28 protein-coding genes and 2 tRNA genes are annotated in these 25,494 nt (G+C 62.0%); 17 read left to right on the forward strand and 13 right to left on the reverse strand.

What is annotated here, in order from left to right; translation table 11 throughout:
- Nucleotides 1-62: 62 nt before the first annotated feature.
- Nucleotides 63-473, reverse strand: coding sequence for a hypothetical protein (locus tag NKK52_RS11960; protein WP_023681616.1), 411 nt, complete (start codon nucleotides 471-473; stop codon nucleotides 63-65).
- A 97-nt stretch (nucleotides 474-570) separates the two neighbouring features.
- Here NKK52_RS11960 and phaC point away from each other — a divergent pair, with 97 nt between their 5' ends.
- From phaC to NKK52_RS11975, 3 genes are all read left to right on the forward strand, one after another.
- A complete protein-coding gene (gene phaC / locus NKK52_RS11965; protein WP_023681617.1) occupies nucleotides 571-2,406 on the forward strand; it encodes a class I poly(R)-hydroxyalkanoic acid synthase in 1,836 nt (611 codons plus the stop codon).
- Nucleotides 2,407-2,765: 359 nt separating this feature from the next.
- A complete protein-coding gene (locus tag NKK52_RS11970; protein WP_023681618.1) occupies nucleotides 2,766-3,887 on the forward strand; it encodes a YcbK family protein in 1,122 nt (373 codons plus the stop codon).
- Between the two features lie 324 nt (nucleotides 3,888-4,211).
- Nucleotides 4,212-4,286, forward strand: a tRNA-Glu gene (locus NKK52_RS11975).
- 146 nt (nucleotides 4,287-4,432) lie between these two features.
- On the opposite strand, the gene NKK52_RS11980 is transcribed toward NKK52_RS11975, so the two are convergent.
- Nucleotides 4,433-5,101: a DUF2161 domain-containing phosphodiesterase gene (locus NKK52_RS11980; protein WP_023714255.1), complete on the reverse strand. Its 669-nt coding sequence runs from the start codon at nucleotides 5,099-5,101 to the stop codon at nucleotides 4,433-4,435.
- Nucleotides 5,102-5,260: 159 nt separating this feature from the next.
- On the opposite strand from NKK52_RS11980, the gene NKK52_RS11985 reads away from it, so the two are divergent.
- Entirely contained in the window at nucleotides 5,261-5,413 is a 153-nt protein-coding gene (locus NKK52_RS11985; protein ID WP_023681620.1) for a hypothetical protein, read from the forward strand.
- 26 nt (nucleotides 5,414-5,439) lie between these two features.
- On the opposite strand, the gene NKK52_RS11990 is transcribed toward NKK52_RS11985, so the two are convergent.
- Both NKK52_RS11990 and NKK52_RS11995 read right to left on the reverse strand, forming a co-directional pair.
- Entirely contained in the window at nucleotides 5,440-5,715 is a 276-nt protein-coding gene (locus NKK52_RS11990) for a DUF6074 family protein (protein ID WP_023681621.1), read from the reverse strand.
- A 146-nt stretch (nucleotides 5,716-5,861) separates the two neighbouring features.
- On the reverse strand, nucleotides 5,862-6,158 hold the full coding sequence (locus tag NKK52_RS11995) for a DUF982 domain-containing protein (RefSeq protein ID WP_023681622.1): 297 nt from the start codon (nucleotides 6,156-6,158) through the stop codon (nucleotides 5,862-5,864).
- 279 nt (nucleotides 6,159-6,437) lie between these two features.
- On the opposite strand from NKK52_RS11995, the gene map reads away from it, so the two are divergent.
- The 3 genes from map to NKK52_RS12010 all read left to right on the forward strand — a co-directional run bounded on the left by map (nucleotide 6,438) and on the right by NKK52_RS12010 (nucleotide 8,739).
- Nucleotides 6,438-7,271 carry a type I methionyl aminopeptidase gene (map, locus tag NKK52_RS12000; RefSeq protein WP_023681623.1) on the forward strand — a complete coding sequence of 278 codons (834 nt, stop codon included), beginning with the start codon at nucleotides 6,438-6,440 and terminating at the stop codon, nucleotides 7,269-7,271.
- Between the two features lie 112 nt (nucleotides 7,272-7,383).
- Nucleotides 7,384-8,151 carry a RadC family protein gene (gene radC / locus NKK52_RS12005; protein WP_023681624.1) on the forward strand — a complete coding sequence of 256 codons (768 nt, stop codon included), beginning with the start codon at nucleotides 7,384-7,386 and terminating at the stop codon, nucleotides 8,149-8,151.
- A 189-nt stretch (nucleotides 8,152-8,340) separates the two neighbouring features.
- The gene (locus NKK52_RS12010; RefSeq protein ID WP_023681625.1) at nucleotides 8,341-8,739 is read left to right on the forward strand and encodes a RidA family protein; all 399 of its coding nucleotides are present in this window, start codon (nucleotides 8,341-8,343) and stop codon (nucleotides 8,737-8,739) included.
- A gap of 88 nt (nucleotides 8,740-8,827) precedes the next feature.
- Here the strand turns inward: NKK52_RS12010 and NKK52_RS12015 are convergent, their stop codons facing one another.
- The gene (locus NKK52_RS12015) at nucleotides 8,828-8,953 is read right to left on the reverse strand and encodes a hypothetical protein (RefSeq protein WP_280940303.1); all 126 of its coding nucleotides are present in this window, start codon (nucleotides 8,951-8,953) and stop codon (nucleotides 8,828-8,830) included.
- A 112-nt stretch (nucleotides 8,954-9,065) separates the two neighbouring features.
- Here NKK52_RS12015 and NKK52_RS12020 point away from each other — a divergent pair, with 112 nt between their 5' ends.
- Nucleotides 9,066-9,530: a cysteine hydrolase family protein gene (locus NKK52_RS12020; protein WP_023681627.1), complete on the forward strand. Its 465-nt coding sequence runs from the start codon at nucleotides 9,066-9,068 to the stop codon at nucleotides 9,528-9,530.
- A gap of 9 nt (nucleotides 9,531-9,539) precedes the next feature.
- On the opposite strand, the gene NKK52_RS12025 is transcribed toward NKK52_RS12020, so the two are convergent.
- Entirely contained in the window at nucleotides 9,540-10,472 is a 933-nt protein-coding gene (locus NKK52_RS12025) for a LysR family transcriptional regulator (RefSeq protein ID WP_023681628.1), read from the reverse strand.
- Nucleotides 10,473-10,633: 161 nt separating this feature from the next.
- Between NKK52_RS12025 and NKK52_RS12030 the strand changes: the two genes are divergently transcribed.
- From NKK52_RS12030 to NKK52_RS12060, 7 genes are all read left to right on the forward strand, one after another.
- A complete protein-coding gene (locus NKK52_RS12030) occupies nucleotides 10,634-11,275 on the forward strand; it encodes a glutathione S-transferase family protein (RefSeq protein WP_031203694.1) in 642 nt (213 codons plus the stop codon).
- Between the two features lie 132 nt (nucleotides 11,276-11,407).
- Complete coding sequence (locus tag NKK52_RS12035; RefSeq protein WP_023681630.1) at nucleotides 11,408-12,334, forward strand: DMT family transporter; 927 nt, start codon at nucleotides 11,408-11,410, stop codon at nucleotides 12,332-12,334.
- A 228-nt stretch (nucleotides 12,335-12,562) separates the two neighbouring features.
- A complete protein-coding gene (locus NKK52_RS12040) occupies nucleotides 12,563-13,447 on the forward strand; it encodes a cytochrome c oxidase subunit II (protein WP_023667661.1) in 885 nt (294 codons plus the stop codon).
- 22 nt (nucleotides 13,448-13,469) lie between these two features.
- Complete coding sequence (gene ctaD / locus NKK52_RS12045; RefSeq protein ID WP_023681631.1) at nucleotides 13,470-15,239, forward strand: cytochrome c oxidase subunit I; 1,770 nt, start codon at nucleotides 13,470-13,472, stop codon at nucleotides 15,237-15,239.
- Nucleotides 15,236-15,940, forward strand: coding sequence for a cytochrome c oxidase subunit 3 (locus NKK52_RS12050; protein WP_023681632.1), 705 nt, complete (start codon nucleotides 15,236-15,238; stop codon nucleotides 15,938-15,940). Before ctaD ends, NKK52_RS12050 begins: the two co-directional genes overlap by 4 nt.
- A gap of 13 nt (nucleotides 15,941-15,953) precedes the next feature.
- Nucleotides 15,954-16,676 carry a heme-copper oxidase subunit III family protein gene (locus NKK52_RS12055; RefSeq protein ID WP_023667664.1) on the forward strand — a complete coding sequence of 241 codons (723 nt, stop codon included), beginning with the start codon at nucleotides 15,954-15,956 and terminating at the stop codon, nucleotides 16,674-16,676.
- 9 nt (nucleotides 16,677-16,685) lie between these two features.
- Nucleotides 16,686-17,084 (forward strand): cytochrome C oxidase subunit IV family protein, encoded by a 399-nt coding sequence (locus NKK52_RS12060; protein WP_023681633.1) that lies wholly within the window; start codon nucleotides 16,686-16,688, stop codon nucleotides 17,082-17,084.
- Nucleotides 17,085-17,147: 63 nt separating this feature from the next.
- On the opposite strand, the gene NKK52_RS12065 is transcribed toward NKK52_RS12060, so the two are convergent.
- From NKK52_RS12065 to tig, 4 genes are all read right to left on the reverse strand, one after another.
- Complete coding sequence (locus tag NKK52_RS12065) at nucleotides 17,148-17,969, reverse strand: DUF2189 domain-containing protein (protein WP_023681634.1); 822 nt, start codon at nucleotides 17,967-17,969, stop codon at nucleotides 17,148-17,150.
- 179 nt (nucleotides 17,970-18,148) lie between these two features.
- Nucleotides 18,149-19,081, reverse strand: coding sequence for a heme o synthase (locus tag NKK52_RS12070; RefSeq protein WP_023688232.1), 933 nt, complete (start codon nucleotides 19,079-19,081; stop codon nucleotides 18,149-18,151).
- 152 nt (nucleotides 19,082-19,233) lie between these two features.
- A complete protein-coding gene (locus NKK52_RS12075) occupies nucleotides 19,234-19,614 on the reverse strand; it encodes a c-type cytochrome (protein ID WP_023667668.1) in 381 nt (126 codons plus the stop codon).
- 260 nt (nucleotides 19,615-19,874) lie between these two features.
- Nucleotides 19,875-21,350 (reverse strand): trigger factor, encoded by a 1,476-nt coding sequence (gene tig, locus NKK52_RS12080; protein ID WP_023681635.1) that lies wholly within the window; start codon nucleotides 21,348-21,350, stop codon nucleotides 19,875-19,877.
- Between the two features lie 341 nt (nucleotides 21,351-21,691).
- On the opposite strand from tig, the gene NKK52_RS12085 reads away from it, so the two are divergent.
- Nucleotides 21,692-21,776, forward strand: a tRNA-Leu gene (locus NKK52_RS12085).
- A 101-nt stretch (nucleotides 21,777-21,877) separates the two neighbouring features.
- Here NKK52_RS12085 and NKK52_RS12090 read toward each other — a convergent pair.
- The 3 genes from NKK52_RS12090 to NKK52_RS12100 form a co-directional block, all read right to left on the reverse strand.
- Nucleotides 21,878-23,326, reverse strand: coding sequence for an aromatic amino acid lyase (locus tag NKK52_RS12090; protein ID WP_031203696.1), 1,449 nt, complete (start codon nucleotides 23,324-23,326; stop codon nucleotides 21,878-21,880).
- Nucleotides 23,327-23,402: 76 nt separating this feature from the next.
- Entirely contained in the window at nucleotides 23,403-23,984 is a 582-nt protein-coding gene (locus NKK52_RS12095) for a GDYXXLXY domain-containing protein (protein ID WP_023681637.1), read from the reverse strand.
- Nucleotides 23,981-25,093 (reverse strand): DUF2157 domain-containing protein, encoded by a 1,113-nt coding sequence (locus NKK52_RS12100; protein ID WP_023681638.1) that lies wholly within the window; start codon nucleotides 25,091-25,093, stop codon nucleotides 23,981-23,983. Before NKK52_RS12100 ends, NKK52_RS12095 begins: the two co-directional genes overlap by 4 nt.
- Before the next feature lie 234 nt (nucleotides 25,094-25,327).
- Between NKK52_RS12100 and NKK52_RS12105 the strand changes: the two genes are divergently transcribed.
- Complete coding sequence (locus tag NKK52_RS12105) at nucleotides 25,328-25,468, forward strand: DUF1127 domain-containing protein (RefSeq protein ID WP_006335194.1); 141 nt, start codon at nucleotides 25,328-25,330, stop codon at nucleotides 25,466-25,468.
- The last annotated feature ends 26 nt before the right edge of the window (nucleotides 25,469-25,494 follow it).

A 25,494-nucleotide genomic window follows, 5' to 3' on the forward strand; every position in this document is an offset into this window, starting at 1 on the left:
TCAGCACAGTTGGCTTGGCTAGGCGCCCTTGGCAAAGACCGCTTTCGGCGCGCGATATAGCCTTATTTGCAGGTAGGGTCGAGGGCGGGATCGCATTTGGCTTCGATCTGCTTCAGCGTGTCCTTGCCATGGTTCTTCGCCAGCGAATTCAGCGCCGCCGGGCTGGTGGACGGGGCACCGCCGCCGCCCTTGGCCACTTGCCCCTGCTGTTCGCCCTTCAACTGGGCAAGCTTGGCCTGCGTCTCCTCAGGGGTGAGCTGCTTTGCCGCCACCTGCGGCGGGATGTTGAGATTGGGATAAGAGCCGGTGTCCTGCGCGCCCTGGGTCAGGCCGACATTCATCCCGTTGCCGGTGTTGGCGCTCGTGCAGCCACTTGCCGCCAGCAGCCCTGGCGCCAGACAGGCGATTGCAACCGCGACGCGGCAAAAGCGGCCTGCCCCCGAAAAAATGGTCTTGCCGGTGTTAATCGTCATATTGTTTTCCTGGCAGCCGGGGTACAGCGCATTGGACCCGGTCAGATGTCCCATGATAATATGTCAAGAAAACGCCTCGGGAGGAACCCCGCGAGCCATGTCCAAAACACCTGATTCGAGCAAAGCGGAAGATGATCAATCTTCGACCGTCGAGCAATATCTGGTGAAAGACCCGGAACGCTTCGCGTTGAACATGGCGCGCATGGTCGAACAGGCCGGCAAAGCCGCCTCCGCCTGGGCCGAGCCGCGCGAAAAAGGCGAGGTGCGCGATCATGTCGCCGAACCCGTGGTCGACATGGTCAAAACCTTTTCCAAGCTCAGCGAATATTGGCTGGCCGACCCGCAACGCGCGCTGGAAGCGCAGACGCGACTGTTCGCCGGCTACATGACGGTCTGGGGCAACGCCATCCAGAAGGTTAGCCCGAATGCTGAAGCGCCGGACGATGCGGTCAAGCCCGAGCGCGGCGACAAGCGTTTTCAAGACCCCGAATGGGGTCGCAACGCTTTCTTCGATTTCCTCAAACAGGCCTATCTCGTCACCTCGCGCTGGGCAGCCGACCTGGTCGAGCACGCCGAAGGCCTCGACGACCACACCCGCCACAAGGCGAGCTTCTACGTCAAGCAGGTGTCCAATGCCATCTCGCCGTCGAACTTCATCCTGACCAATCCGGAGCTGTTTCGAGAAACCGTCGCCTCGAATGGAGAAAACCTGGTGCGCGGCATGAAGATGCTGGCCGAAGACATCGCCGCCGGCAAGGGCGACCTGAAGCTGAGACAAGCTGACTATTCGCCCTTCGAGATCGGCAAGAACGTCGCGACATCTCCCGGCAAGGTGGTCGGCCGCAGCGATGTCGCCGAAATCATCCAGTACGATCCGACGACGGAGACGGTGCTCAAGCGCCCGCTGCTGATCTGCCCGCCCTGGATCAACAAGTTCTACATCCTCGATCTCAACCCGCAAAAGTCCTTCATCCGCTGGGCGATCGAGCAAGGCCATACCGTGTTCGTCATCTCCTGGATCAATCCCGACGAGCGGCACGGCGCCAAGGGCTGGGAAGCTTACATACGGGAAGGCCTGCAATACGGCCTCGACATGATCGAGAAGGCGACCGGCGAGAAAGAGGTCAACGCCATCGGCTATTGCGTCGGCGGCACGCTGCTGGCGGCCGCACTCGCACTGCTGGCACAGGAAGGCGACAACCGCATCAAATCGGCGACCTTCTTCACCACGCAGGTCGACTTCACCCATGCCGGCGACCTGAAAGTCTTCGTCGATGAGGACCAGGTGGCAGCGGTCGAGAAATCGATGAACGAAAAGGGCTACCTCGACGGCACCAAGATGGCGACCGCCTTCAACATGCTGCGCTCGGGCGACCTGATCTGGCCTTATGTCATCAACAATTACATGCGCGGCAAGGATCCCCTGCCCTTCGACCTGCTCTACTGGAACGCCGATTCCACCCGCATGGCGGCTGCAAACCACTCCTTCTACCTGCGCAACTGTTATCTCGAGAACAATCTGACTCGTGGCGTGATGGAACTCGCCGGCCGCACTGTGTCGCTGGCCGACGTCACCATCCCGGTTTACAACCTGGCGTCGAAGGAAGATCACATCGCGCCGGCCCTTTCGGTGTTTCTCGGCTCGCAATATTTCGGCGGCGACGTCGAGTTTGTGATGGCTGGTTCCGGCCACATTGCCGGTGTGGTCAACCCGCCGGCAGCCAAGAAATACCAGTACTGGACCGGCGGCAAACCGACAGGCGATTTTGGCCAGTGGCTCGCCTCGGCGGTGGAGCATCCCGGCTCCTGGTGGACGCACTGGCAGCACTGGATCGAAACCCAGGACGACACCCTCGTTCCGGCCCGCAAACCGGGCAAGCATATGAAAACCCTGGGTGATGCCCCCGGCACCTATGTGAAGGTGCGCGTGTAACGGCCGGCCCTTTTGCAGGTGCCTGTGTGTAACGGAATGTAATGTCTGGTGAGTTGACTGGCCGGCAAAACGGGGCGAAATGGTGTCGTCAACCTTCAAGAAGCCTCAATTGGCCTCCAACGAGCAAATAATTCAGAGGCTTGCAGAATTGACACAAGTCTCGTTTCCGGTTTGGGAACACAAGGTTATTGGATGTGAACGTTTCGACGCCGCACCAATAGCAGGCCGACCGGACACCGAGGGGGAATTTAGTTTTGAAATCAGTAGGATCGCGTCTCGCGGGGAGAGAAGGTCGCACTATAGCGGCAGCGCTTTTCTCCGTGCTTCTGGCGTCCTGCACCTCCGCCAGCGACCCCACAATGTCCGTCGGCATGCCTGGCTACAACGCGACCGCTTCTGACATCGCCGCGGCTTCCGGCGCCAGCCCTGCGGCGCCGGGCGATTCGACCGTGCAGGTCACATCCACCGGGCCGCAGATGATGATGACGGCAGCGGGCGATGCGACACTGCCCGAGCAGGTCGCCTATGTGCCGGTGGCCAAGCCCGGCACCGGCTTCCCGGTCAATGTTCCCGCCGGCTCCGAAACCATTGTCGGCCAGACGCCGCAGTCGCTGCAGCAGTCAGCACAGACCGCGGCCGCAACGGACGCCGTGGCGCAGAAGATCGCCGCCGCCGATGCCGGCGTGATCGCACCGAAACCGACTGCCGCGGCACCCGCGCCCGGCGAGGTCTACGTGACCGCCGCGCCCCAGCAGATCGACACGCCGAAGAAGGGCTTCCTGGCCTCACTGTTCAGCACCACGCCAACCTCGGCGGCACCTGCTCCGCTGGTCAACTCGCGCTCGGGCGAACAGCCTGCGGTTGCTGCCCAGAAGGCCGCCCCGGCAAAGCCGATCATCACGTTGGCCTCAGCCAGTTCGGCCGACAAGCCCTTGCAGCTTGCCTCGCTTGGCAACGAGAGCAACCACATCACCGGCAGCGATGCCTTGCCCGGCGTGCGCCAGACGGCGTTGTTCGAGATCAAGCGCAAATCCGGCCTCGACGACGAAAGCGACGTCGATCTGAACGAGGACGAGGGTTCGGGCGGCGCCTATCAGGTGGCTTCCGCCGCCGGCCTCGCCCGGCTGGCGCCCAACGGCCTGTTGAAGCAAAACGAGAGCGTCGACGTCGCCTGCCTGAAGCCGTCGCTGGTGCGTGTGCTGAAGACCATCGAAGGCCATTACGGCCGCAAGATGATGGTCACATCAGGCTACCGCGACCCGGCACGCAACCGGCGCGCCAACGGCGCCAAGAATTCGCTGCACATGTATTGCGCCGCCGCCGACATCCAGGTTCCCGGCGTCTCCAAATGGGAACTGGCGAGCTACATCCGAACCATGCCCGGCCGCGGCGGCGTCGGCACCTACTGCCATACCGAATCCGTTCACGTCGACGTCGGCCCCGAGCGCGACTGGAACTGGCGCTGCCGCCGGCGGGGGTAGCATCCCCATTCGGCAAACGGGCCGAGGGGCTGTTAGCAGCCCGCCGTTTTTTCCGATTAGCTATCAGCGACGTTCGAGATTAGCCGAGGCACCCGCGACTTCGTCATCCTATGGCGAAGCAAGGACCGCAGCGACGCAGCGCAGACGCGAGGATGACGACTGCGCAGCGCATTCGTCCAAAGATGTGCAACGACGCGAGGCCAGAAAACCTGCGCTTGCTCACCAAACTGGCCGTTTTCGCCCCTCTTGAAAAAAGTTTCCGCATCTGGCGGCTGATGGGTTGCCGGTTGGCAACAACGCAATTATAAGCCGCTTCGTCTGAGCGCGCCCATCGTCTAGCGGTTAGGACACCGCCCTTTCACGGCGGTAACAGGGGTTCGATTCCCCTTGGGCGTACCAGATCTTTCAGGAAAACAATAAGCCTCGCGGCAGCCGCCGAACTAGCAGCGGCTGGAACGGTGGCGCGGCGAATCGGTTGAAACGGCGAACAGCGGCTGCCGTGCCGAGGTTTCCCTCGGCGCCTGCTCGCGGCAATCTCCGGCCACTCACCCCTGGTCGTGCGCTACCTGCGGCCAGCGCTGTAACGCCGCGTGACCACCCTCGGTCAGCGCGTAGACGCCGCGCTCGGCCCTGGCGAACCAGCCATAGACATTGTCCAATAGGATGCTGGGCGCGCGCGGCGAAATCGCTTTCAGATCGCGCGGGCGTTTCGGCCCGTCGGTCATGGCTGCGGCGCAGGCCAGCGCATCCTGCCGGTAGACGGTCATGATCGGGGCGCGCGAACCACCGCCGACCACCGGATCGCCGCGCCGGCGACGGTGTTCCTCCATCAGCCGCGAGCGCCGCTTCGGATCGCGACGCGGCGGCAGAGCCGCCGGGCTGAGCAGCACTTCGACCTCCCCCTTGCCGCTGACAGCCAGAAGCCCGAAGCCGAGCCGCCGGCACAGCGCGCGAAAACGGCGGTCGTGCTCGCGGCCTTTGCCACGCGCCGACATGCGCGCGGCCAGCCACACTTCGTCGCATGCCGCGGCGCGATCGACACCTTGCAGCACCAGTTCGAGGTTGAACTGCAATTTCAGTTCGCAGATGACCAGCACAGGCGGCTCGCCGTCGCGCACCGCCACGATATCGCAGTGCCCGACTTCGCCCTTGACCGTGAATTCCAGGCTCTCGAGAAACCGCTTCACCGGGATGTAGAGAGACGTTTCCTGCATCGCGCAGGCATAGCCGATTCGGATCGGGTCGGCACAGGGATCGCCGAGAGGCCGACGCCTTGCGCTAAACCGCGTCGATCCCACCATCTGCAAAAGCCATCCGTCAGGCAGGTCTCCGGCATGATAGTCCCGCCATAGCGCTCGACGATTTCCTTGGCGATGACCGACGTCGCCAGGGCCGAGCGCGACCAGTATTTCATCGCCTGTCTCGCGTTCAACAAGGCGCTCGCCGTGGCTGGGACGGCACGATCGACAGCGCAAGGCCCGAGATTCGTCGACGCCAAGACCGGTCCACGGTTGGCCACACAATGACGAGCGCGTGTGTGCTCTGTATGAGGCTAGGGGCGGGTGCGCGTCCGGCGCTGCCCCGGTGCGGCATCGTCCGCCTTGAAATGCATCTCGTCCTGGACCGCGGCAAAAAACCGGCGGACATCGTTGGCCGCCGAAGCCGCATCGCAGCCGGCCGCGACCGCCTTGTCGAGGAGTTCGCGCGCCGTGGCCTTCCAGAACGACGTGGCCGTGTCGCCGTGCAGTCTGCCCAGCCTTGCGGCGACCTCGCGCACCAGCACGGTCTGCCGATCTAGCGGGAAGGTACGCACATTGGCTGAAGACATGTTCTGCACCATGAAACCGACGCAACGAATCAGACGCTGCTCTATGGCTCATGCCTAGCTGTGAAGTCGGAAACGGAACCTTAACGCCGCGGAGTCCGCGCCGATTGGAACGAGTCGGTTGGCCGGCCTCCAGGCCAAGCAGAACTCTAGACCCTCAGGCCCCTCGCCTCGCCGGCGCGCTTGGCCGTAACCATCATATCCCTGGCCAGCAGGCCACTGACCCGGCAAAACGCCATGAAGGCGCGCCAGGCGTCCTCAGTCCTGACCACATCCACCGTGGCCCCGAAGCAGGCATTGAACGCCGCTTCATAGACCTTGCCCTGTCGCTTCCTTGGCCAGTCATGCAGGATATCCAGCGCCTGTTCGACGCTGTATATTTCCTCTACCGGCAGCCCGGGCGCGGGCGCGATGCGCACCGGCACCTCGAATTGCAATCTGTCCATTCTATATCTCCCGAACTGGCGTCGACCACAGCAACGCCGTTCGTCGTCAAAAGTTGCTTTGGCTGCTTTTGCGCGAAAATGTGTCGTCAGTGCGATCTCGGCATTCGGAGGAGATCGCGCACCTGGATGTCATCTGAGCGGTCGCGCAAGCCAGGAATATCGCCAGTATCAGTCCATTGCCGGCAGTTCTTCCTTGAACCTTGCGGCTTGCAGTGCCAAATCTGAGGAAATTTTCTAACGGGCTGATATGCGCCGCCCGCTTACAGGCAAACGGACACTATGGTAACCTATCTCGACGCCGCCACGGCACCCCTCAGGAACACCGGCCAGATCCGCCTCTACGGCGAAGAAGGATTTGCCGGCATGCGCAAGGCCTGCGATCTCACCGCGCGCTGCCTTGATGAACTGGTGCCGATGGTCCAGCCGGGTGTCACCACCGAGACCATCGACCGTTTCGTCTTCGAATTCGGCATGGACCAAGGCGCGCTACCGGCGACGCTCAACTACCGCGGCTACACCAAATCGTCCTGCACCTCGATCAACCACGTCGTCTGCCACGGCATTCCAGACAACAAGCCGTTGAAGGATGGCGACATCGTCAACATCGACGTCACCTACATCCTCGACGGCTGGCACGGCGATTCCTCGCGCATGTATCCCGTCGGCACCATCAAGCGCGCCGCCGAACGCCTGCTTGAAGTCACTCATGAGTGCCTGATGCGCGGAATCGCGGCGGTCCGGCCCGGCGCCCGCACCGGCGCCATCGGCGCCGCCATCCAGACCTATGCCGAGGCAGAGCGCTGCTCGGTGGTGCGCGATTTCTGCGGCCACGGCGTTGGCCAGCTGTTCCACGACGCACCCAACATCCTGCACTATGGCACCGCCTCGGAAGGCGTCGAGATGCGGCCGGGCATGATCTTCACCATCGAGCCCATGATCAATCTTGGCCGGCCGCATGTGAAAGTGCTGTCGGACGGCTGGACGGCGGTGACGCGCGACCGCTCGCTGTCGGCGCAGTACGAACACACGATCGGCGTCACCGAAACTGGCTGCGAGATTTTCACCCTGTCGCCAAACAAGCTCGACCGCCCCGGCCTGCCGCCGGTCAGCTGAAAACAAGATCGCCTCAAGCCGCAGCTTTGAGGCGCCGTCGCCGAAAAAACTCGACCGCGCGCTGCTTACCGCTCTAATCTGCCGTCGAAGCCTCGGGGAGTGTGGGGGATGGATGGGGAACAGCGGTGACGACGAACGGGGGTTCTTCTCCGAGCGGTGGCTTGAACCACCGGCGAAGGACAAGGCACCAAGAGACAAATCGACGGAGAAGCCACACTATCACGGCCATCGCGACCGTTTGCGCGAGCGCTTCGTTGCCGGCGGCGCAGACGCCCTGCCCGACTACGAACTTCTCGAACTGCTGCTGTTTCGCCTGATCCCGCGCGTCGACACCAAGCCGATCGCCAAGGCGCTCTTGGCGCGCTTCGGCACTTTTGGCGAAGTGCTTGGCGCACCGGTGGCGCTGCTGCAGGAGGTGAAGGGCATCGGCCCCGCCGTGGCGGTCGACCTGAAGGTGATTGCCGCTGCCGCGCAGCGCATGGCGCGGACCGAGGTTCGCGACCGCGAGGTGCTGTCCAACTGGACGCAGCTTCTTGCGTACTGCCGCTCGGCGATGGCGTTCGAGAACCGCGAACATTTCCGCATCCTGTTCCTCGACAAGAAGAACGTGCTGATCGCCGACGAGGTACAGCAGGTCGGCACCGTGGACCACACGCCGGTCTATCCGCGCGAAGTGATCAAGCGCGCGCTGGAACTATCGGCCAGCGCCGTCATCCTGGTGCATAATCACCCATCAGGTGATCCGACACCATCGCGTGCGGACATCGAAATGACCAAGCAGATCATCGACAGCGCCAAGCCGCTCGGCATCGCCGTCCACGACCACATCATCATCGGCAAGAAAGGCAACGCCTCGATGAAGGGCCTGCTGCTGATCTGAGCCTGATGGGCGCCGGTGCCGTCATCCCAAACGCCACCGCTCGCGAGCCAATCAGCAACATTCCGCTTTGGCTCAAATGCCCACGCTTGCGGTGTAGAAGTGATATTGCGACGGAAGCGCCCGCTTCGGCGACAATGTCGTAGACCCGCGAATACGAAGCAGCCACAGCCATTGCAGGAGATCTATTCAATGACGCTCGAATGCATAAATCCAAATGATCTGCCGATTCCGGAAATGTACTCCCAGGTCGTCGTTGCAACAGGAAGCAAGCTGGTGTTCGTCTCGGGCCAGCAGCCAGAAGACATACACGGCAAGCTCGTTGGCCATGGTGATTTCGCAGTCCAGGCGCGCCTGGCGTTCGGGAATCTCGGCCGAGCGCTTGCTGCCGCCGGCGCTCGGCCCGAGCAAGTCTGCAAGATCACGATCTACATCGTCGATTACAAACGCGACGAACACGTGCCGATCATCGAAGCGGCCCAGATCGAGCTGTTCGGCGATCACAAGCCGGCAAACGTAGTGGTCGGGATAGCGGTGATGTCTCCCGGCTACCTGATAGAGATCGATGCGATCGCGGTCATCGACCCGTAGGCCAAGCGAGGACGCGTCAAGTCGCCCAAACAAATCCCGGAACTCGCTGCGAGATTGCCACGACCTTGATCTCTCCATCCATCCACGATCACATCGTCATCGGCAGGAATTGCGATGTCTCGATGAAGAGCCTGCTGCTCACCTGATCAACGTCGGAAACAGGAAACACGCAATGCCCCAGCCCGGCGACGAACCATGGGCGTTCGACAAGCAACGCGCAGCCTCCTGGTCATCGACATGCAAAGCGACTTCGTCGATGAGGGCGCCGTCATGGAAGTGGCCATGGCCCGCCATCGCATTCCGGCGATGCGGCAGGTGGTCGAGCTTTGCCGCGCGCAAGGCGTCCGGTTATCTACACCCAGCATGTGCTCAGCGACCATTTCGATATCTCGCCGCTGGAAACCGGCTATCAGCCGAAGCTGAAAACCAAAGGAATGCGGGAAAGCAGCGCCGGCGCCGAAATCGTCGCCGCGCTTGCGCCCTTGCCTGGGGATGTCGTCATCAAGAAGCACCGCTACGATACCTTCCACAACACGCAGTTCGAGACGGTGTTGCGTAACATCCGTGGCGCAGGCCGGGTCGACACGGTGATCATCATCGGCACCGTGACCAGCATCTGCTGCGAATCCACCGCGCGGAGCGCCTTCATGCGCGACTACAAGGTGGCTTTCATCAGCGACGCCAATGGCGGACTGGACGAGCCATCGCACAATGCAACCCTCGACATCATAGGCAAGGTGTTCGGGCGCGTGATGACCGTCGCAGAGCTTGGGAGCTTGTTGCGGAGTTGAGCCCGCGCGTCAGCTGGCGTGCGTCTCGAGCCTACCGCCGCCGAGCCTGCCCTCAAGAAGGTCGCGCCGCTGCTGCAATTCGCCGGAGACGAATTTTGTGAAGGCGTGGACGCGCGCCGTGCGGCGCAAATCGTCGTGCACCAGCACCCACAGCGCCGAGCCAATCTCCTCGATCAGCCCTCCGACCCTTACAAGCCCGGGCAGGCTGTCGCCGAGATAACAGGGCAGCGCCGCAACCCCGATACCGGCGCCCGCCGCATACGACATCGTCACCAGGGAATCGGCGCGCATGGCGATCTCGACATCGGGCAGCGACGACCGCATCCAGCGGGCGACGCCGGTGTTGGCTAGGCTGTCGTCGGGCGCGATCCAGCGCAGCGCACCCAATCTCGGCTCCGGGGGTAGCGTTTCGGCATAGGAACGTGTCGCGTAGGCGGCGAAGGCGACGCCCGAAATGCGCCGGCCGACCAGGATTTCCTGCGGTTGCGACACCGGCCTGATCGCCACGTCTGCATCCCTTTGCGTCAGGTTGGCGATGGAATTCTGCGTCATCGCCTCGACCCGTATGCCGGGATGGAGCTTATGAAACGCCGCCAGGATCGGCGGCAGCACCGACGCCATCAGCGTATCGGTGGTGGTGACCCGCAACCTGCCTTCGAACCTGAGATCCTGCCCCGACAGTTTGCGCGCCAGTTCATTGACCGTCTCGGCCATTGTGCGTGCCGCGCCCAGCAGTTCCTCGCCGCCCGCGGTGAGGGCATAGCCAGTCGGCAGCCGATCGAAAAGGCGGATACCCAGCCGCGCCTCGAAGGCGTTGACGCGCCGCAGCACAGTCGTGTGGTTCACGCCCAGGATCCGAGCCGCCGCCGCCAGCGAAGCGCCATCGGCGACGGCCAGCACCATGCGCAGATCTTCCCAGTCGATATCGCGTGAGCTGTGCATTCTTGCAGAAAGATAAAAGAAAGCGCTGCGCTCTGCGAGTCAAAATGACCGCTTCGCTGTGCAAAAACGCAGAGCAAGCGGGCGAATCGGCATGTCGATCTGCGCATGCACGCACGCCATATGGAGTCCGACGACAAAAGAAACAGTCGCGGAGAAGAGCCATGGCGCCGATAGAACTCTACACCTGCCAGACACCCAACGGGCACAAGGCCTCGATCATGCTGGAAGAGGTCGGCCTGCCCTACTCGGTCCGCTTGGTCGACATCGAAAGGGGCGACCAGACCAAGCCTGATTTCCTGGCGCTCAATCCCAACAACAAGATCCCGGTGATCGTCGACCGGGACGCCGGCCGCACGGTCTTCGAATCCGGCGCCATCCTACACTACCTGGCGCGACGGTCGGGCAAGCTTCAGCCGGTGGGCGCGCAGGAGGCGGACGATACGCTGACCTGGACCTTGTTCCAGGCGGCCCATGTCGGCCCGACGCTTGGCCAATTGTGGAATTACAAAATCTTCGCGCCGGAAAAAATCCCTTACGTGATCGAGCGTTTTGAGCGCGAAACCGGACGTGTCTTCCGCGTTCTCGATAGCCGGCTAAAGCACCATGAGCACATTGTCGGCAAAAGCTACGGCATCGCCGATGTGATGACATGGCCATGGATCAACGCGGCCGTCACCAGGCTCAGCCTCAGCCTCGATGACGCGCCAGACCTGGCGCGTTGGTATGCCGCCATAGGCCGACGCTCCGCAGTTGTCAGAGGCATTGCCGTTCCCGCCCTGCCCGAAGCATCGGCTGCCGCTTAGATCATGATGAGATTTGGTTGAAATCTCATCATGATCTAACCCTTTGTTGGAGCATGATCTTTTCCAAAAACCGGCACCCACTTTTTGGGATCATGCCCTAGCCGCCGCACCCCGCATTCAAGGAATACGATCGTGGAAATCCTCTTCATCCCTCTGGCGCTTGCCGCCGGTGGCCTGCTCGCAGTGCAGGCTGGCGCCAACGCCCAACTTTCAAAGGCGGTCGGCTCACCCTTTGCCGCGACCACGCTTCAGCTCGCGGTCGGCGCCATCGTGCTGTTGTCGATCACGGCCCTCACCGGAACGACACCGGCTCTGCTTGCCGTTCGGCAAGCCGAATGGTGGCATGCGATCGGCGGCATGGCTTCGGCCTTCTACGTTGTTTCTACCATTCTTCTGTTCCCTCGCCTTGGCGCCGTCGTGTCCGTCGGGCTCTTCATCGCTGGGCAGATGCTTGCATCCTTCGCCCTCGACACGTTCGGCTGGCTCGGGATCCCCGAAGCCGGACTGCGAGCCGGGCCTGCCTTCGGCATGCTCGTCTTGCTTGCCGGGGCTGCCCTCATCGTTCTGGGACAGAAGGGCGCGGCCGACAATACCGCATCCTCAAGACCAGGGTGGATCGGACTGGCGCTGCTGGCAGGCGCCGTGCTTCCGGTGCAAGGCGCTGTAAACGCCTTGCTTCGGCACGACCTTGGCGGCGCGCCGTTTGCGGTCGGCACCATCTCGTTCCTGGTGGCGATGCTGGCCATGGCCGCGGTGCTTCTGATCGCGCTTGCCCTGACGAAGACGCCCCGCCCTCGCCTCGCCGGCTTGTCGTCGATGCCCTGGTGGGGCTGGCTCGGAGGTTTTGCCGGCGCCACCTATGTCACGACCGTGTTCACCGCCATCCCCGTCATCGGAGCGGCAGCTGCCGTCAGCCTGACGGTGGCCGGCCAGCAGGTCGCCGGCATCTTCGTCGACACCTTCGGCTGGTTCCGCCTGCCGCAGCGGCTTGTCTCCGGCATGCGGCTCGCCGGCGTCGTGCTGCTTTTGGCCGGCTGCATCATCATCAAGGCGCTTTGATCCCGCTGGAACAAGGCAAGCCGAATCAAACCAGCCCCTGCCCTCCCTGATTTGGGGGGTCAGGTGTCGCTCCGGCGTCACCAACGAAGCAAGGTCCGGGCGCCGCAGAAGCAATTTTTCGCTCCTTCCACAACCGGCTCTAGAATTTCGATCGCAAATCACGCATGATGCACTTGGTATTTTCCCGGGACGGCTTCGCGCCCCCTGAAATACCGGGAGGAACGGGACATGCCCATAGTGGTTGTACTCGTTTTGATCGTCGTGGGCTCGGTGTTGTTCCACTTCCTGAGCCCATGGTGGTGGACTCCGATTGCCTCGAATTGGGACTATATCGACAACACCATCATCATCACCTTTTGGATTACCGGCGTCGTCTTCGCCGCAGTCGTCCTATTCATGGCCTATTGCGTTTTCCGCTTCCGTCACCGCGAAGGCAACCAGGCGGCCTACGAACCGGAGAACAAGCGGCTCGAATGGTGGCTGACGATCGTCACCGGAGTGGGTGTTACCGCCATGCTGGTTCCCGGCCTGTTTGTCTGGAGCCGGTTCGTCAACGTTCCAAGCGACGCAACCGTGGTCGAAGTCGTCGGCCAGCAATGGCAGTGGAGCTTCCGCTTGCCCGGCAAGGACGGCAAACTCGGCACATCCGACACCCGCGACGTCACCGCTGAAAATCCGCTGGGCGTGATCGCCAAGGATCCCAGCGGCCAGGACGACGTCGTGGTCGAAGCGGCCGACCTGCATCTGCCGGTCGGCAAGCCGGTCAAGATGCTGCTGCGCTCGATCGATGTGTTGCACGATTTCTACGTTCCGGAATTCCGCGCCAAGATGGACATGATACCGGGCTCGGTCACCTATTTCTGGTTCACCCCCACCAAGACCGGGACCTTCCAGGTTCTGTGCGCCGAACTGTGCGGCCAGGGGCACCCGATGATGCATGGCATCGTCATGGTCGATACCGAGCAGGACTATGTGGCCTGGCTCGACCAGCAGCAGACGTTCGCGCAGTTGTCGGCGCCGCAGCAGACGGGCTCGGTGGAACAGGCGCCGGGCAACGCGACGGCGTCAGCTCTAGAAGTTGCGGCAAAACTCGAAACTGTCGGGTCCCGCTGAAGGGCACGGAGGTGCTCCGCCTATGGTCGATATCACGCCTGCAGATGCCGTCCCGCCCGCCGAAGTCGCGGAAATGGAGCTTTACCATCCGCACAGCTGGTGGACGAAGTATGTCTTCTCGCAGGACGCCAAGGTCATCGCCATCCAGTATTCGGCGACCGCAACGGCCATCGGCCTGGTCGCGCTGGTGCTGTCCTGGCTGATGCGGCTGCAGCTCGGCTTCCCCGGCACGTTCGATTTCATCACCCCCGAGGCCTACTACCAGTTCATCACCATGCACGGCATGATCATGGTGATCTACCTGCTCACGGCACTCTTCCTCGGCGGCTTCGGCAACTACCTGATCCCGCTGATGGTCGGCGCCCGCGACATGGTCTTTCCCTATGTCAACATGCTGAGCTACTGGATCTACCTCCTTGCCGTGCTGGTGCTGGTGTCGAGCTTCTTTGCGCCCGGCGGACCGACCGGCGCCGGGTGGACGCTCTATCCGCCGCAAGCCATCATGACCGGCACACCTGGCGGCCAGGAATGGGGCATCATCCTGATGCTCGTCTCGCTGATCCTGTTCATCATCGGCTTCACCATGGGCGGTCTGAACTATGTCGTGACGGTGCTGCAGGCCCGCACGCGCGGCATGACGATGATGCGCCTGCCGCTGACCGTCTGGGGCATCTTCACCGCCACCGTCATGGCGCTGCTCGCCTTTCCGGCGCTGTTCGTCGCCTGCGTGATGATGCTGCTTGACCGCGCGCTTGGAACCTCCTTCTTCATGCCCGCGGTCGTCGAGATGGGGGAACAACTACAGCACAATGGCGGCAGCCCGATCCTGTTCCAGCATCTGTTCTGGTTCTTCGGCCACCCGGAAGTCTACATCGTGGCGCTGCCGGCCTTCGGCATCGTCTCCGATCTGATCAGCACGCATGCGCGCAAGAACATTTTTGGCTACCGGATGATGGTCTGGGCCATCGTTGGCATCGGCGCGCTGAGCTTCGTGGTCTGGGCGCACCACATGTATGTCAGCGGCATGCACCCCTATTTCGGCTTCTTCTTCGCCACCACGACACTGATCATCGCCATCCCGACGGCGATCAAGGTCTACAATTGGGTGCTGACGCTGTGGCGGGGCGACATCCATCTCACCATACCGATGCTGTTTGCCATGGCTTTCATCGTCACCTTCGTCAATGGCGGGTTGACCGGGCTGTTTCTCGGCAACGTCGTCGTCGACGTCCCGCTGTCGGACACGATGTTCGTCGTCGCCCACTTCCATATGGTCATGGGTGTTGCTCCGATCGTCGTCATCTTCGGCGCGATCTACCACTGGTACCCGAAGGTCACCGGCCGGATGCTGAACGAGACGCTCGGCCGGTTCCATTTCTGGGTCACATTTCTCGGCGCCTACCTGATCTTCTTTCCCATGCATTACATCGGCCTGATGGGCGTGCCGCGGCGCTATGCCGAACTGACCGACGTGACGGTCATGACGGAGTCGGCGCATCACCTGAACTCGTTCATCAGCATCATGGCGTTTATCGTCGGCTTCGCCCAGATCGTTTTCCTGTTCAATCTTATCTGGAGCATCCGCCATGGGCGCGAGGCCGGTGGCAATCCATGGCGGGCCACGACACTCGAATGGCAAACGCCGCAGACACCACCCGCGCATGGCAATTTCGGCAAGGATCTGCCGATCGTCTATCGCTGGGCCTATGACTACAGCGTGCCGGGCGCCAAGGAGGACTTCATTCCGCAAAACATGCCGGGCACGTTCGGCCCCTCCAGGGAGCCAGCATGAGCGTCATCCTGGTCTTCCTTCTCGTGATCGCCGGCTTTGCCGGCTGGTGGCTCTCGCATCAGCGGCTGATGGCGAAACCATGGCTCGAGCAAGGTGTGGCAGGAGATTTTGTCGCCTTCGACCGATCGAGCCTGCCGACCGCCAAGATCGGCCTCGGTGTCTTCCTCGCCGTGGTCGGCTGCCTGTTTGCGCTGTTCACCAGCGCCTACTTCATGCGTATGGCGCTGTCGGACTGGCAGCCGCTGCCCATCCCACGCCTGCTCTGGCTCAACACCGGCATGCTGGTGCTGAGCAGCATCGCGCTGCAATGCGCCTCGATCGCGGCGCGCAAGCGCCAGATGGACACGGTCAGGCTCGGCCTTGCCGCGGCTGGGCTCACCGCGATCGCCTTCCTCATCGGGCAGCTCATGGCATGGCGGGACCTGACCGCCGATGGCTATTTTCTGGCCTCCAATCCGGCCAACAGTTTTTTCTACCTGATAACCGGGATGCACGGCCTGCATATCGTGGGAGGGCTGGTGGGCCTGGGCAGGACAACCGCCGGCGCCTGGAACGGGGCACGGCCGGAACGGCTTCGCCTCAGCGTCGAATTATGCGCCATGTACTGGCATTTCCTGCTTTTCGTCTGGCTCGCCATCTTCGCTCTTTTAGCCGGCTGGGCCGCGACGTTCATCGATATTTGCCGGCAGTTGCTGACCTAGGAGGTCGAGGAGCATGGCAGAAACGACACTGACGCATACCGGCCAAACGGAGACGCGGCCCGCAGGCTGGCAAGGCATCGCCGCCGATTGGTCCTCGGATCAGCGCGCGTTCAAGAACGTGTCCTGGGGCAAGGCCATGATGTGGATCTTCCTGCTCAGCGACACCTTCATCTTCGGCTGCTTCCTGCTCTCCTACATGACAGCGCGCGTTTCCACGCGCGTGCCGTGGCCCAATCCGAGCGAGGTCTTTGCGCTTCGCATCGGCGGTTCGGACATTCCACTGATCCTGATTGCCATCATGACCTTCGTGCTGATATCGAGCAGCGGAACGATGGCCATGGCGGTCAATTTCGGCTATCGCCGCGACCGCCGCAAAACCGCAATCCTCATGCTTCTGACGGCAGCGCTAGGAGCCACCTTCGTCGGCATGCAAGCCTTCGAATGGACCAAGCTGATCACCGAAGGGGTACGGCCGTGGGGCAATCCCTGGGGCGCGGCACAATTCGGCTCGACTTTCTTCATGATCACCGGCTTCCACGGCACGCATGTGACGATCGGGGTGATCTTCCTCATCATCGTGGCACGAAAGGTCTGGCGTGGAGACTACGACGTCGGTCGCCCCGGCTTCTTCACCAGCCGCAGGGGTCGCTACGAGAACGTCGAAATCATGGGGCTCTACTGGCATTTCGTCGACCTGGTCTGGGTGTTCATTTTCGCATTCTTCTATCTTTGGTGAGAGGCTGACATGGCTGAAGCAACCGCAAACGGCCTCGGGCAACACGCGCTGCACTCTGATCATGCGCATGAAGGGTCATCGACCGGCGTCGCGGAGATTCATCAGGAACATCCAATCAAGCTCTATCTGGTGGTCTGGGCATGGCTGTTCATCCTCAGCGCCTGCTCCTACATGGTCGATTATCTCGGCATCCACGGCTATCTCAGATGGTCTCTGATCCTGATCTTCATGATCCTCAAGGCCGGGCTGATCGTCGCCGTGTTCATGCACATGGCCTGGGAGCGGCTGGCGCTGACCTATGCGATCATCCTGCCGCCGCTTCTGATATTGGTGTTCGTGGCGATGATGCTCTTCGAAGCGGACTACACGCTTCTCACCCGGTTGTCCTTCTTCGGACCGGGGCCCTGACGCACAGTCTTCATCTCCGGTCAAAGACCGGAGATGAAGCTTCCCATCAGCTGATCTGCGGGGTCAGAGGCCGACCCGCGTCGGGGACGATGGCGGCTCCACAACCTTGCGGTAGACATGCCAGGTGGCGTGACCCAGGATCGGCAGCACGACCGCCAGCCCGGCAAACACCGGCAGCGAGCCTATGATCAGGGCGACGGCGACAATCAGTCCCCAGAAAGCCATGGGGATCGGGTTCGCCAGCACCGCTCGCACCGACGTGTGGATGGCTTCGTAGGCGCCGACATCGCGGTCGAGCAGCAATGGGAAGGCGACAACCGTCGTGCACAACACCACCGCGGCGAAGACGAAGCCGATGGCGTGCCCCAGGACAATTAGAGACCAGCCGCGTCCGGTGGCAAATATTTCATTGATGAAGCCCGAAATCGATGCAGGCGGAGCCGGGCCGAAGAGATATTCGTAGAACACCTGCGCCGCCAAAAGCCAGGCGATGAAGATTGCAACCAGCATGATCCCGACTGCGGCGATGGCTGGCAGGGCCGGAGAATTCCTGACCTCGAAAGCGTGCGTCCAGGAGGTGTCGAGCCCGGCTTCTCGTCTGCGGCTGATCTCGTAAAGGCCGATCGCCGCGAATGGACCGATAAGCGCAAAGCCGGACACCAGCGGAAACAACATCGGCAACGCATTGGCACCCGAAGTCCAGGCAGCGAGCACCACGCCGACAAGCGGATAGATCAGGCAGAGAAAGACGATGTGCGACGGTTTGACCATAAAATCGTCAACACCGCGCTTGAGCGCATCGAAAAGATCGGAAACACTGATTTTTCGGATTTTGGTGTGTTCCAGCGTTTCGCTGGCGCCTGCAATCACGTGAAAACTTGTCATGCCCGTTCCTCCAGACCAGGTCCGGCAAGGTCGCGGTTTCACGGTGCTGCCGTTCTGCATGACTGGCCACGCGAACCGCGACCTGCACCGCAATCAATATACTCCATTGACTGGAGCTTGTCGCCCGTTCTTACAAAAGGCTCCCGGAAGGCGAGGTTTCCGAACACAGCGTCATGCCGTCATCCTCCGGCTGACATGAACGCGCGTATCGCGATGGTATCGGCAAGCAGCACGGCAAAGATCGCGAAAAGATAGAAGATCGAATAGGCAAACAGCGCCTTGGCCGGCTTCATCTCCTTGTCGAGGATGACCAGGGCGTTCCAGGCATGCCAGATGAAACCCGCGCCCAATGCAGCCGAAACAATCCCATAGACCCCGCTCGTAAATCCGAACGCCCAGGGCAGCACTCCGATCGGTGCCAGGAGCAGTGAATAGGCGAAGATCTGCCTTCTGGTCGAGGCCTGGCCGGCCACGTTCGGCATCATCGGGATGCCGGCAGCGGCATAGTCGCCGGCCTTGAACAGTGCGAGCGCCCAGAAATGCGGCGGCGTCCACAGGAAAATGATCAGGAACAGGATGAGGCTTTCAATGCCGATGGCGCCGGTGGCCGCCGCCCAGCCGATCATCGGAGGAAGGGCACCCGCCGCGCCGCCGATGACGATGTTCTGCGGTGTCGAGCGCTTCAGCCACATCGTATAGATGACGACGTAGAAAAAGATGGTGAAGGCCAGCAGTGACGCGGCAAGCCAGCCCACCAGCACGCCGAGCGTCATGACCGAAAGTGCGGAAAGCACCAGGCCGAAGCCGAGCGCTTCGCCGGCCGTGACGCGGCCCGACGGAACCGGCCGCTTTGACGTGCGCGACATCAGCGCGTCGATGTCGGCGTCGTACCACATGTTGAGCGCGCCGGCCGCTCCCGCTCCAACCGCAATCGCACCTATGGCGATCACGGCGATGACCGGGTTCATCGCGCCGGGCGCCACCATCAGACCGACGAAGGCGGTAAACACGGCAAGGGCCATGACCCGAGGCTTCAAGAGCGCAAAGAAATCACTGGCCGTCGCTTCCGAGAGGCGGACGCCGGTATCCTTGAGGCTTTCCTTGACCGACATTTGAGACGACCATCGATGGAAACCGGGCAGCCTAGAGCAATTCCAGGAAAGTGTATGGGGTTTTCCGCCCGGAATTGCGTAAGAACAAAGAGATCGAGCGGATCGCCGTTTCCGTGAAACGGTGAAACGCTCTGGCCGGCCGAAGAGCCAGGTTACGGGGAAAATTGCTTCAGATAGGCGATGACGTTGGCGACGTCCTCGTCCTTCTTGAGGCCGGGAAACGCCATCTTCGTCCCTTTGACCATTGCCTTGGGGTCGTGAAGATACGTCGTCAGTGTCGGCTCATCCCATTTGACGCCGGATGTGCCGGCCGCGATCATGGCTTCGGAATATTTAAAATCCGGATGCGTGCCGGCCGTCCGGCCGATAACGCCATGCAACGAAGGGCCTATCTTGTTGGTGTCTTGGTCTGCGACGTGGCAGACCTTGCATTTAGTGAAGACCTTCTCGCCCGCCGCGGCGTCCTGTGCCCGCGATGGATTGGCGATGAAAGTTGCAACGGAAACGACGGCGAAAAACGCAACCAAGCGCATGGCATTCCTCCCTGATCGTCAAATTTTCCTCAGACGGTCTGCACATGCCGGTAGCACCAGCATGCGCCCTGCACGGCAGAATAGATTCTCCGCTCCTCCCCAGATGGAATTGCGCCACCTGTGTACCACAGAATCTGGCCGGTAGGTAGAACAGGTCGACCGTACAAAGGTTCAGGTGGGCTGCGGTGGCTCAAGGCACATCCGCCACAACGAAAAAGGCCGCCTCGAGGGCGGCCTTTTCTGATCTTGTCGTCAGACGCTTATTCGGCGTCCTTGGCGGCCTTCTTCTTCGGGGCTGCCTTCTTCTTCGGCTCTTCCGCGTCGTCGGCCTTTTCAGCCTTGTCGGCCTTCTTGGCAGCGGCCTTCTTCGCCGGCTTGGCCTTGGCGGTATCGCCCTCTTCGTCGTCAGCCATCAGCTCTTCCTTGCTGACCTTGACGTCGGTGACCGAGATCTGGCTGAGCAGATGGTCGACGACCTTCTCCTCGAACATCGGCGCGCGCAGCGTGTTCAGGGCTTCCGGATTGCTGCGATAGAACTCGAAGGCTTCCTGCTGCTGGTTGGCCGGGTAGCGGCGCACCTGCTCGAACAGGCCGCGCTGCAGTTCCTCGTCGGAAACGGTGACGCCGGCCTTCTCGCCGATCTCGGCCAAAACCAGGCCGAGACGCACGCGGCGCTCGGCAAGCCGCAGATATTCGGCGCGTGCCTCTTCTTCCGTCGTCTCCTCGTCGGCGAAGGTACGGCCGGCGGCTTCGAGATCGCGGTTGACCTGGGTCCAGATGTTGTTGAACTCGGCATCGACGAGCTTCGACGGCGCCTCGAACGAATAGGCCGCGTCAAGCTGGTCGAGCAGCTGGCGCTTGACCTTCTGGCGCGTCATCGAGCCGAACTGGTTCTCGATCTGGCCGCGCACCACGTCGCGCAGGCGCTCCAGCGATTCCAGGCCGAGGTTCTTGGCCATCTCGTCGTTGATTTCCAGCGCGCCGGGCTTGGACACTTCCTTGACGGTGACGTCGAAGGTGGCTTCCTTGCCGGCCAGATGCGCGGCCTGGTAGTTTTCCGGGAAAGTGACCGTGACCTGCTTCTCGTCGCCGGCCTTGGCGCCGATCAGTTGGTCCTCGAAGCCCGGAATGAATTCCTTGGACCCCAGAACCAGCGGCTGGTCGGTGCCGGCGCCGCCGGAAAAGGCCTCGCCGTCGATCTTGCCGACATAGTCGATCGAAACGCGATCGCCTTCGGCGGCCTTGCCGGTCTTCGGCTCGAAGCTTCGCGCCGATTCGGCAACGCGCTGGACCTGCTCGTCGATCTCGCTGTCCGGCACTTCGAATACCTGGCGCGTCACCTTGATGTCGGAGAAATCCTTGATCTCGATCGCCGGGATGACCTCGTAGTTGAGGCGGAATTCGAAGTCGGCGCCGCCCGCCAGGATCTTCTCGGCCTCCTTCTCGTCTTCCGTCATGATCACTTCAGGCTGCATGGCGGCCTTTTCGCCGCGCCCCGTGATGATCGAACGGGTCGAATCGTTGAGGATCTCGTTGACCACTTCGGCCATGAACGACTTGCCGTAGACCTTGCGCAAATGCTGCACAGGCACCTTGCCGGGACGGAAGCCGTTGATGCGGACCTTGTTCCTGGCGTCGGACAGCCGCGCCATCAGCTTGGCTTCCATATCACCGGCCGGCACGGTGATCTTGATCTCGCGCTTGAGACCGGAGTTGAGCGTTTCGGTGACCTGCATCGTAAAACCTTTATCTTCACCAAAGAGGCTGCCACGGCGTCTTGCCGTTCACAGCCTGCCGGTACAATCTTGCCGGGAATGGCTTTTGGTACGGAACCTGGCGATTTGACCGAAATTACGGCTCAAATTCTTCCAAACTGCGTTCCAAGATGTGAATAAGTTCTTGTTTTTCCTACTTCTTATCACATTCTGCAGAAGCGGATCGGCGCGTTCCCGTCACATTTGACACGCCTTTTGTCACAGGCGAGGCCAATTTTCAACCATCTTCGCGTTGCAGCGAATTGACGCCATTTTCGCTCCGACATTGACAGAATGATGGCTACATGGGATTGCCGACAAATGCGGATGTGGCGGAACTGGTAGACGCCCTGGATTTAGGTTCCAGTGCCGAAAGGCGTGGGGGTTCGAGTCCCTTCATCCGCACCACCCTTCGCTCTATCGAGCTTCGGGTGGCAGGCCACCCAGGAGCTTGATGTAGCGAAGAGTGTCCTCCGAAGCCGTGGCGTAGGAGGACTGGCGGCGACGGCCTACACTTCAAACACTTGACCGGTAAACCACTCCGCCAATTTCGCCAGCTCCGGCCCCAGCACCCGGTCGGCGTCGACCGGCGGCACGATCTTCCTGATATCCGCGACAAAATCCTGCAATGCCGGCGGCGCGGCGCGTTCAGTCACGTACAGGGCCTGCGAGGCGATCATGGCCAGCATGGCCATCGCCGCGTCGAGGCAGCGGCCGGCCGTCGCTTCCTTGGTCCAGGCGAAGAATGCGGTGGTGGCGACGTCATCCTGGCCGGCGCCGGCCGATTCGGTGCCCGGAATGAAGGTGCGCTGCGCCGCGAGTTTGGCCTGTTCGAGATAACCGGTGATCGCCATCGGCACATAGCCGACATTGCCATGACCATCGCTGTCGGCCCAATGCCGCCCGGTCATCAACAGGTCGGGCAGCAGCGAGACCTTGCCGTTCAGCAGCTTTGAGGCGTGGCGGTCGCAGAGCAGGCAGAGATCGGCCCAGATCGCCGCCAGATCGTCGAGCGCCGGCGTCGCTATGGCATTGTGATAGCCGCCGGTCGAGATGCAGCGCCCCAGCGGGTGCGCCGCGTCGGGCGGGATATAGACTGGATTGTCCGAGATCGAGGCCAGCGAGACGGTCGCCGCCTGCTCGGCGCCGGCCAGCGTCCTATGCGCATGGCCGAGTACGCGCGGCACGATGCGGTAGCTGACCGGCGCCTGATAATTGCGCCGTCCATCCCCGGCGCCGACCAGAAACTGCCGCAACCCTTGCAAGGCGGCCGCTTCGTGTTCGTCGCCCCAGAGCCCGTCGAGCGCGGCATCATAATGCTCGAGCGGCGCGCGAAACGCTTCGATCGACAGCGCGAACACCTTGTGCGCCATGGCGAGGCGACGACGCGCGGCAAGTGCTGCGTCCGCCACCAGTGCCGCCGCGCAAGGCGAGCCGTTGATCAGCGATCCCCGCTCCTTCACCTCAAGCTCAAGGCTGGCGGTAAGCGCAGCAAACAGCGGATAGAGCGCCAGGATCTCGCCGGCGCCACCCTGCCCTTGCGACGGCACCACCGGCATCAGGCCGCCGTCGAGCATCGCCGCAACGGCTAGCGCGATGCGCGGCGTGGTGGCGGCATTGCCTTCGATGAAATTGGTCAGCCGTGCCAGCACGATCGCCCGGACCACGCGCTCGGGCAACGGCTCCCCGAAGGATGTGGCGGCGGCATACGCTTTGATGCGCGCATGGCGGTCGCGCTCGTCAAGTTCGAGCTTGCGGCTTGCCAGCTCGCCCATCGCGGTGGTGACGCCGTAGATGACCGGCGGCGGATCGGACTCAATGAGTTTCAGGAACGAGGCGCGGCATTCGGCAATGCGTTGCAAGGCCTTGTCGCCGATTTCGACCGTGTCGTTTCTCCAGGCGACGCGCAAAACGGCATCGAGATTGATATCTTCGCGCGTCGTCACCGTAATCGGCATTGTCTTCGCCCGTCTGGTTTGCATGAGGGCGAAGCGATCGATCGTTGCCGAAATCCATGCCCTGGGGTAATGTCTTCTAGTAGAGCGGTTCCTCAAACAATGTCTTGTCGCCGTCCATCAGCGCTTTGATCTGTGCCTGGCCACTGGCGGCGAGCGCGATGCGCACGCCGAATGGCCGCACCCGCATGTCGTTCTGGATCGCCATGCCCTGGCCCTCAGGTAGGTAGAAGCGGTCGATGCCGTATTGCGGTGCGATCGTGGATTCAGGATCAAGCGTCCAGCCCGGCGCGACCTGGCCGACAATATCGGCTTCGTCGGCGGTCGCCGGCGTCGGAGCCCTGCCGAACCAGGCCGTGGTCGCATGCCAATAGCCGTCGGCGCCCGGCTTCAGCCGGACCACGATCGGCGTGTTCTCGCTCACGAGCTGGCCGGCAGGGATGTTGGCGATCAGCTTCACCGGCAAGCGCGATATTTCATAGCCGAGGATAATATAGTCGCCCCGCAGCAGATCGCGCGGATCGACCGGCTCGACTTTCAGCAAGACCTCCTTGCCGTTGCGCAGGATCGCCGCGCGGCCGGCGATGATCCAGCTCAGGAAGCCGATCTGGACGAGCGCCAGGACCAGCGCCGAGATGACAAGTTTCTTTCCCGACATCATGCTGCCGCTCCTTCCGGGGCCTTCATGCGTTTTTCCACACGGATGATGACGAGAGCCAGGATGCCGAACAGCACTGCGGCAGCCAGGAAGAAGCCGGCCGTGCCGAGCATCGTCTGCAAGGTCACGACATAGATAATGGCGAGCTCGAAGGCAAAGCCGGCATAGGCAACCCAGCGCAGCCCCCTGCTCTCGCGCCCGCCCAGCATGATCGCCGCGGCAATGCCGGCCAGTGCGATGACCGACGCAATGGCAAAGCCGTTGCTGAAGGCGTTGTCATCGCCCAGTTCGATCTGCATCATCGCCAGCCCGGTGAGAAAGCCGATCAAGGCGTGCAAAGGCAACCGCCCGCCGAGCTGCAAGATCCGGTCGGCCGGCCCAGCGGCGAAGATCGAAACCGCAAACAGCAGCGCCGACACCACGACGAGAGGAATAGCCAGGGCGAGCGTGTTCTGGTCCAGGCCGCGCACCGCGATATAGAAAATGACCGAGAGAATGATCAGGTGGCGTGCCGGCTGGCTGCGCGTCCACAACGAGACGACAAAAAGCACCGGCGCCATGATAACGAAGAAATCCGGAAATACGGGGCGGTCATAAAAGTCGAACGCGCGCACGAACAGCCAGGCAACGGATATGCCGACGGCAGCGACCGTCAGCAGGTTCGAGCGCAACGCCACCGCGGCTAATGCAGTGCCGATGCCCCAGGTGACGATGGCCGAGGCTTCGTCACCCGTGAGATGGTACATCTGGCCGATCAGCGCGATCGATCCGCCGAAGGCCGCGGCGGCCACGATCCACAACGCCTCGCCGATCGCCGCATGGTCGCGCATCTTCAACACCGCGCCGCCGACATAGCCGGCGAGAATGACGGCAAACAGCGCCGCGACCCGCACCAGCCGCGGGATCGCGTCCCAGTTGGCGGCGACGAAGAGCAGGATCGCGGCGCCGAACAGCAGCGCTGCCATCATGGCCAATATAGTGCCGAAGCTCAGCGATTTGCGCTCGTTTGCGTCGATGTCGCACTTAAGCGCATCGGCCGTCTTGGCGTCGATCAGGCCGGCCTGCAGCCACCGCCCGATATCGGCCCTCGCCCGCGACGAATAGCTCGCCATGCCGCTTCTCCCCCAGATTGGTCTTTCTGACAGCCGATCCGCTCAAATCGTTGACGCAACGTCATTTTCCGATTCGGGTCTCTTCATGACGAAGCGTGAATGCGCGTTAATGTTGCATTGCACAATTTGCATTGCTGCCATGCGCCAACAGCACTTTTAAATCGATATAACCCAGCCTATTTACTGTTCGTACACAAACGGAATGATCCGAAGAAAGACGAAACGAGCACTACCATGAACCTGATCCGCAACTACCGCAACTGGCGCCGCTACCGGGACACCGTCTCCGAGCTGAGCCGCCTGTCGAACCGTGAACTGACCGACCTCGGCATCAGCCGCAGCGACATCCACTACGTCGCCCGCAAGGCGGTCTAATCCTCTTCGGATCGCAAATGGTCCGA

It is taken from the genome of Mesorhizobium sp. C277A, assembly GCF_040324395.1.
In the GTDB taxonomy this organism is placed as follows: domain Bacteria; phylum Pseudomonadota; class Alphaproteobacteria; order Rhizobiales; family Rhizobiaceae; genus Mesorhizobium.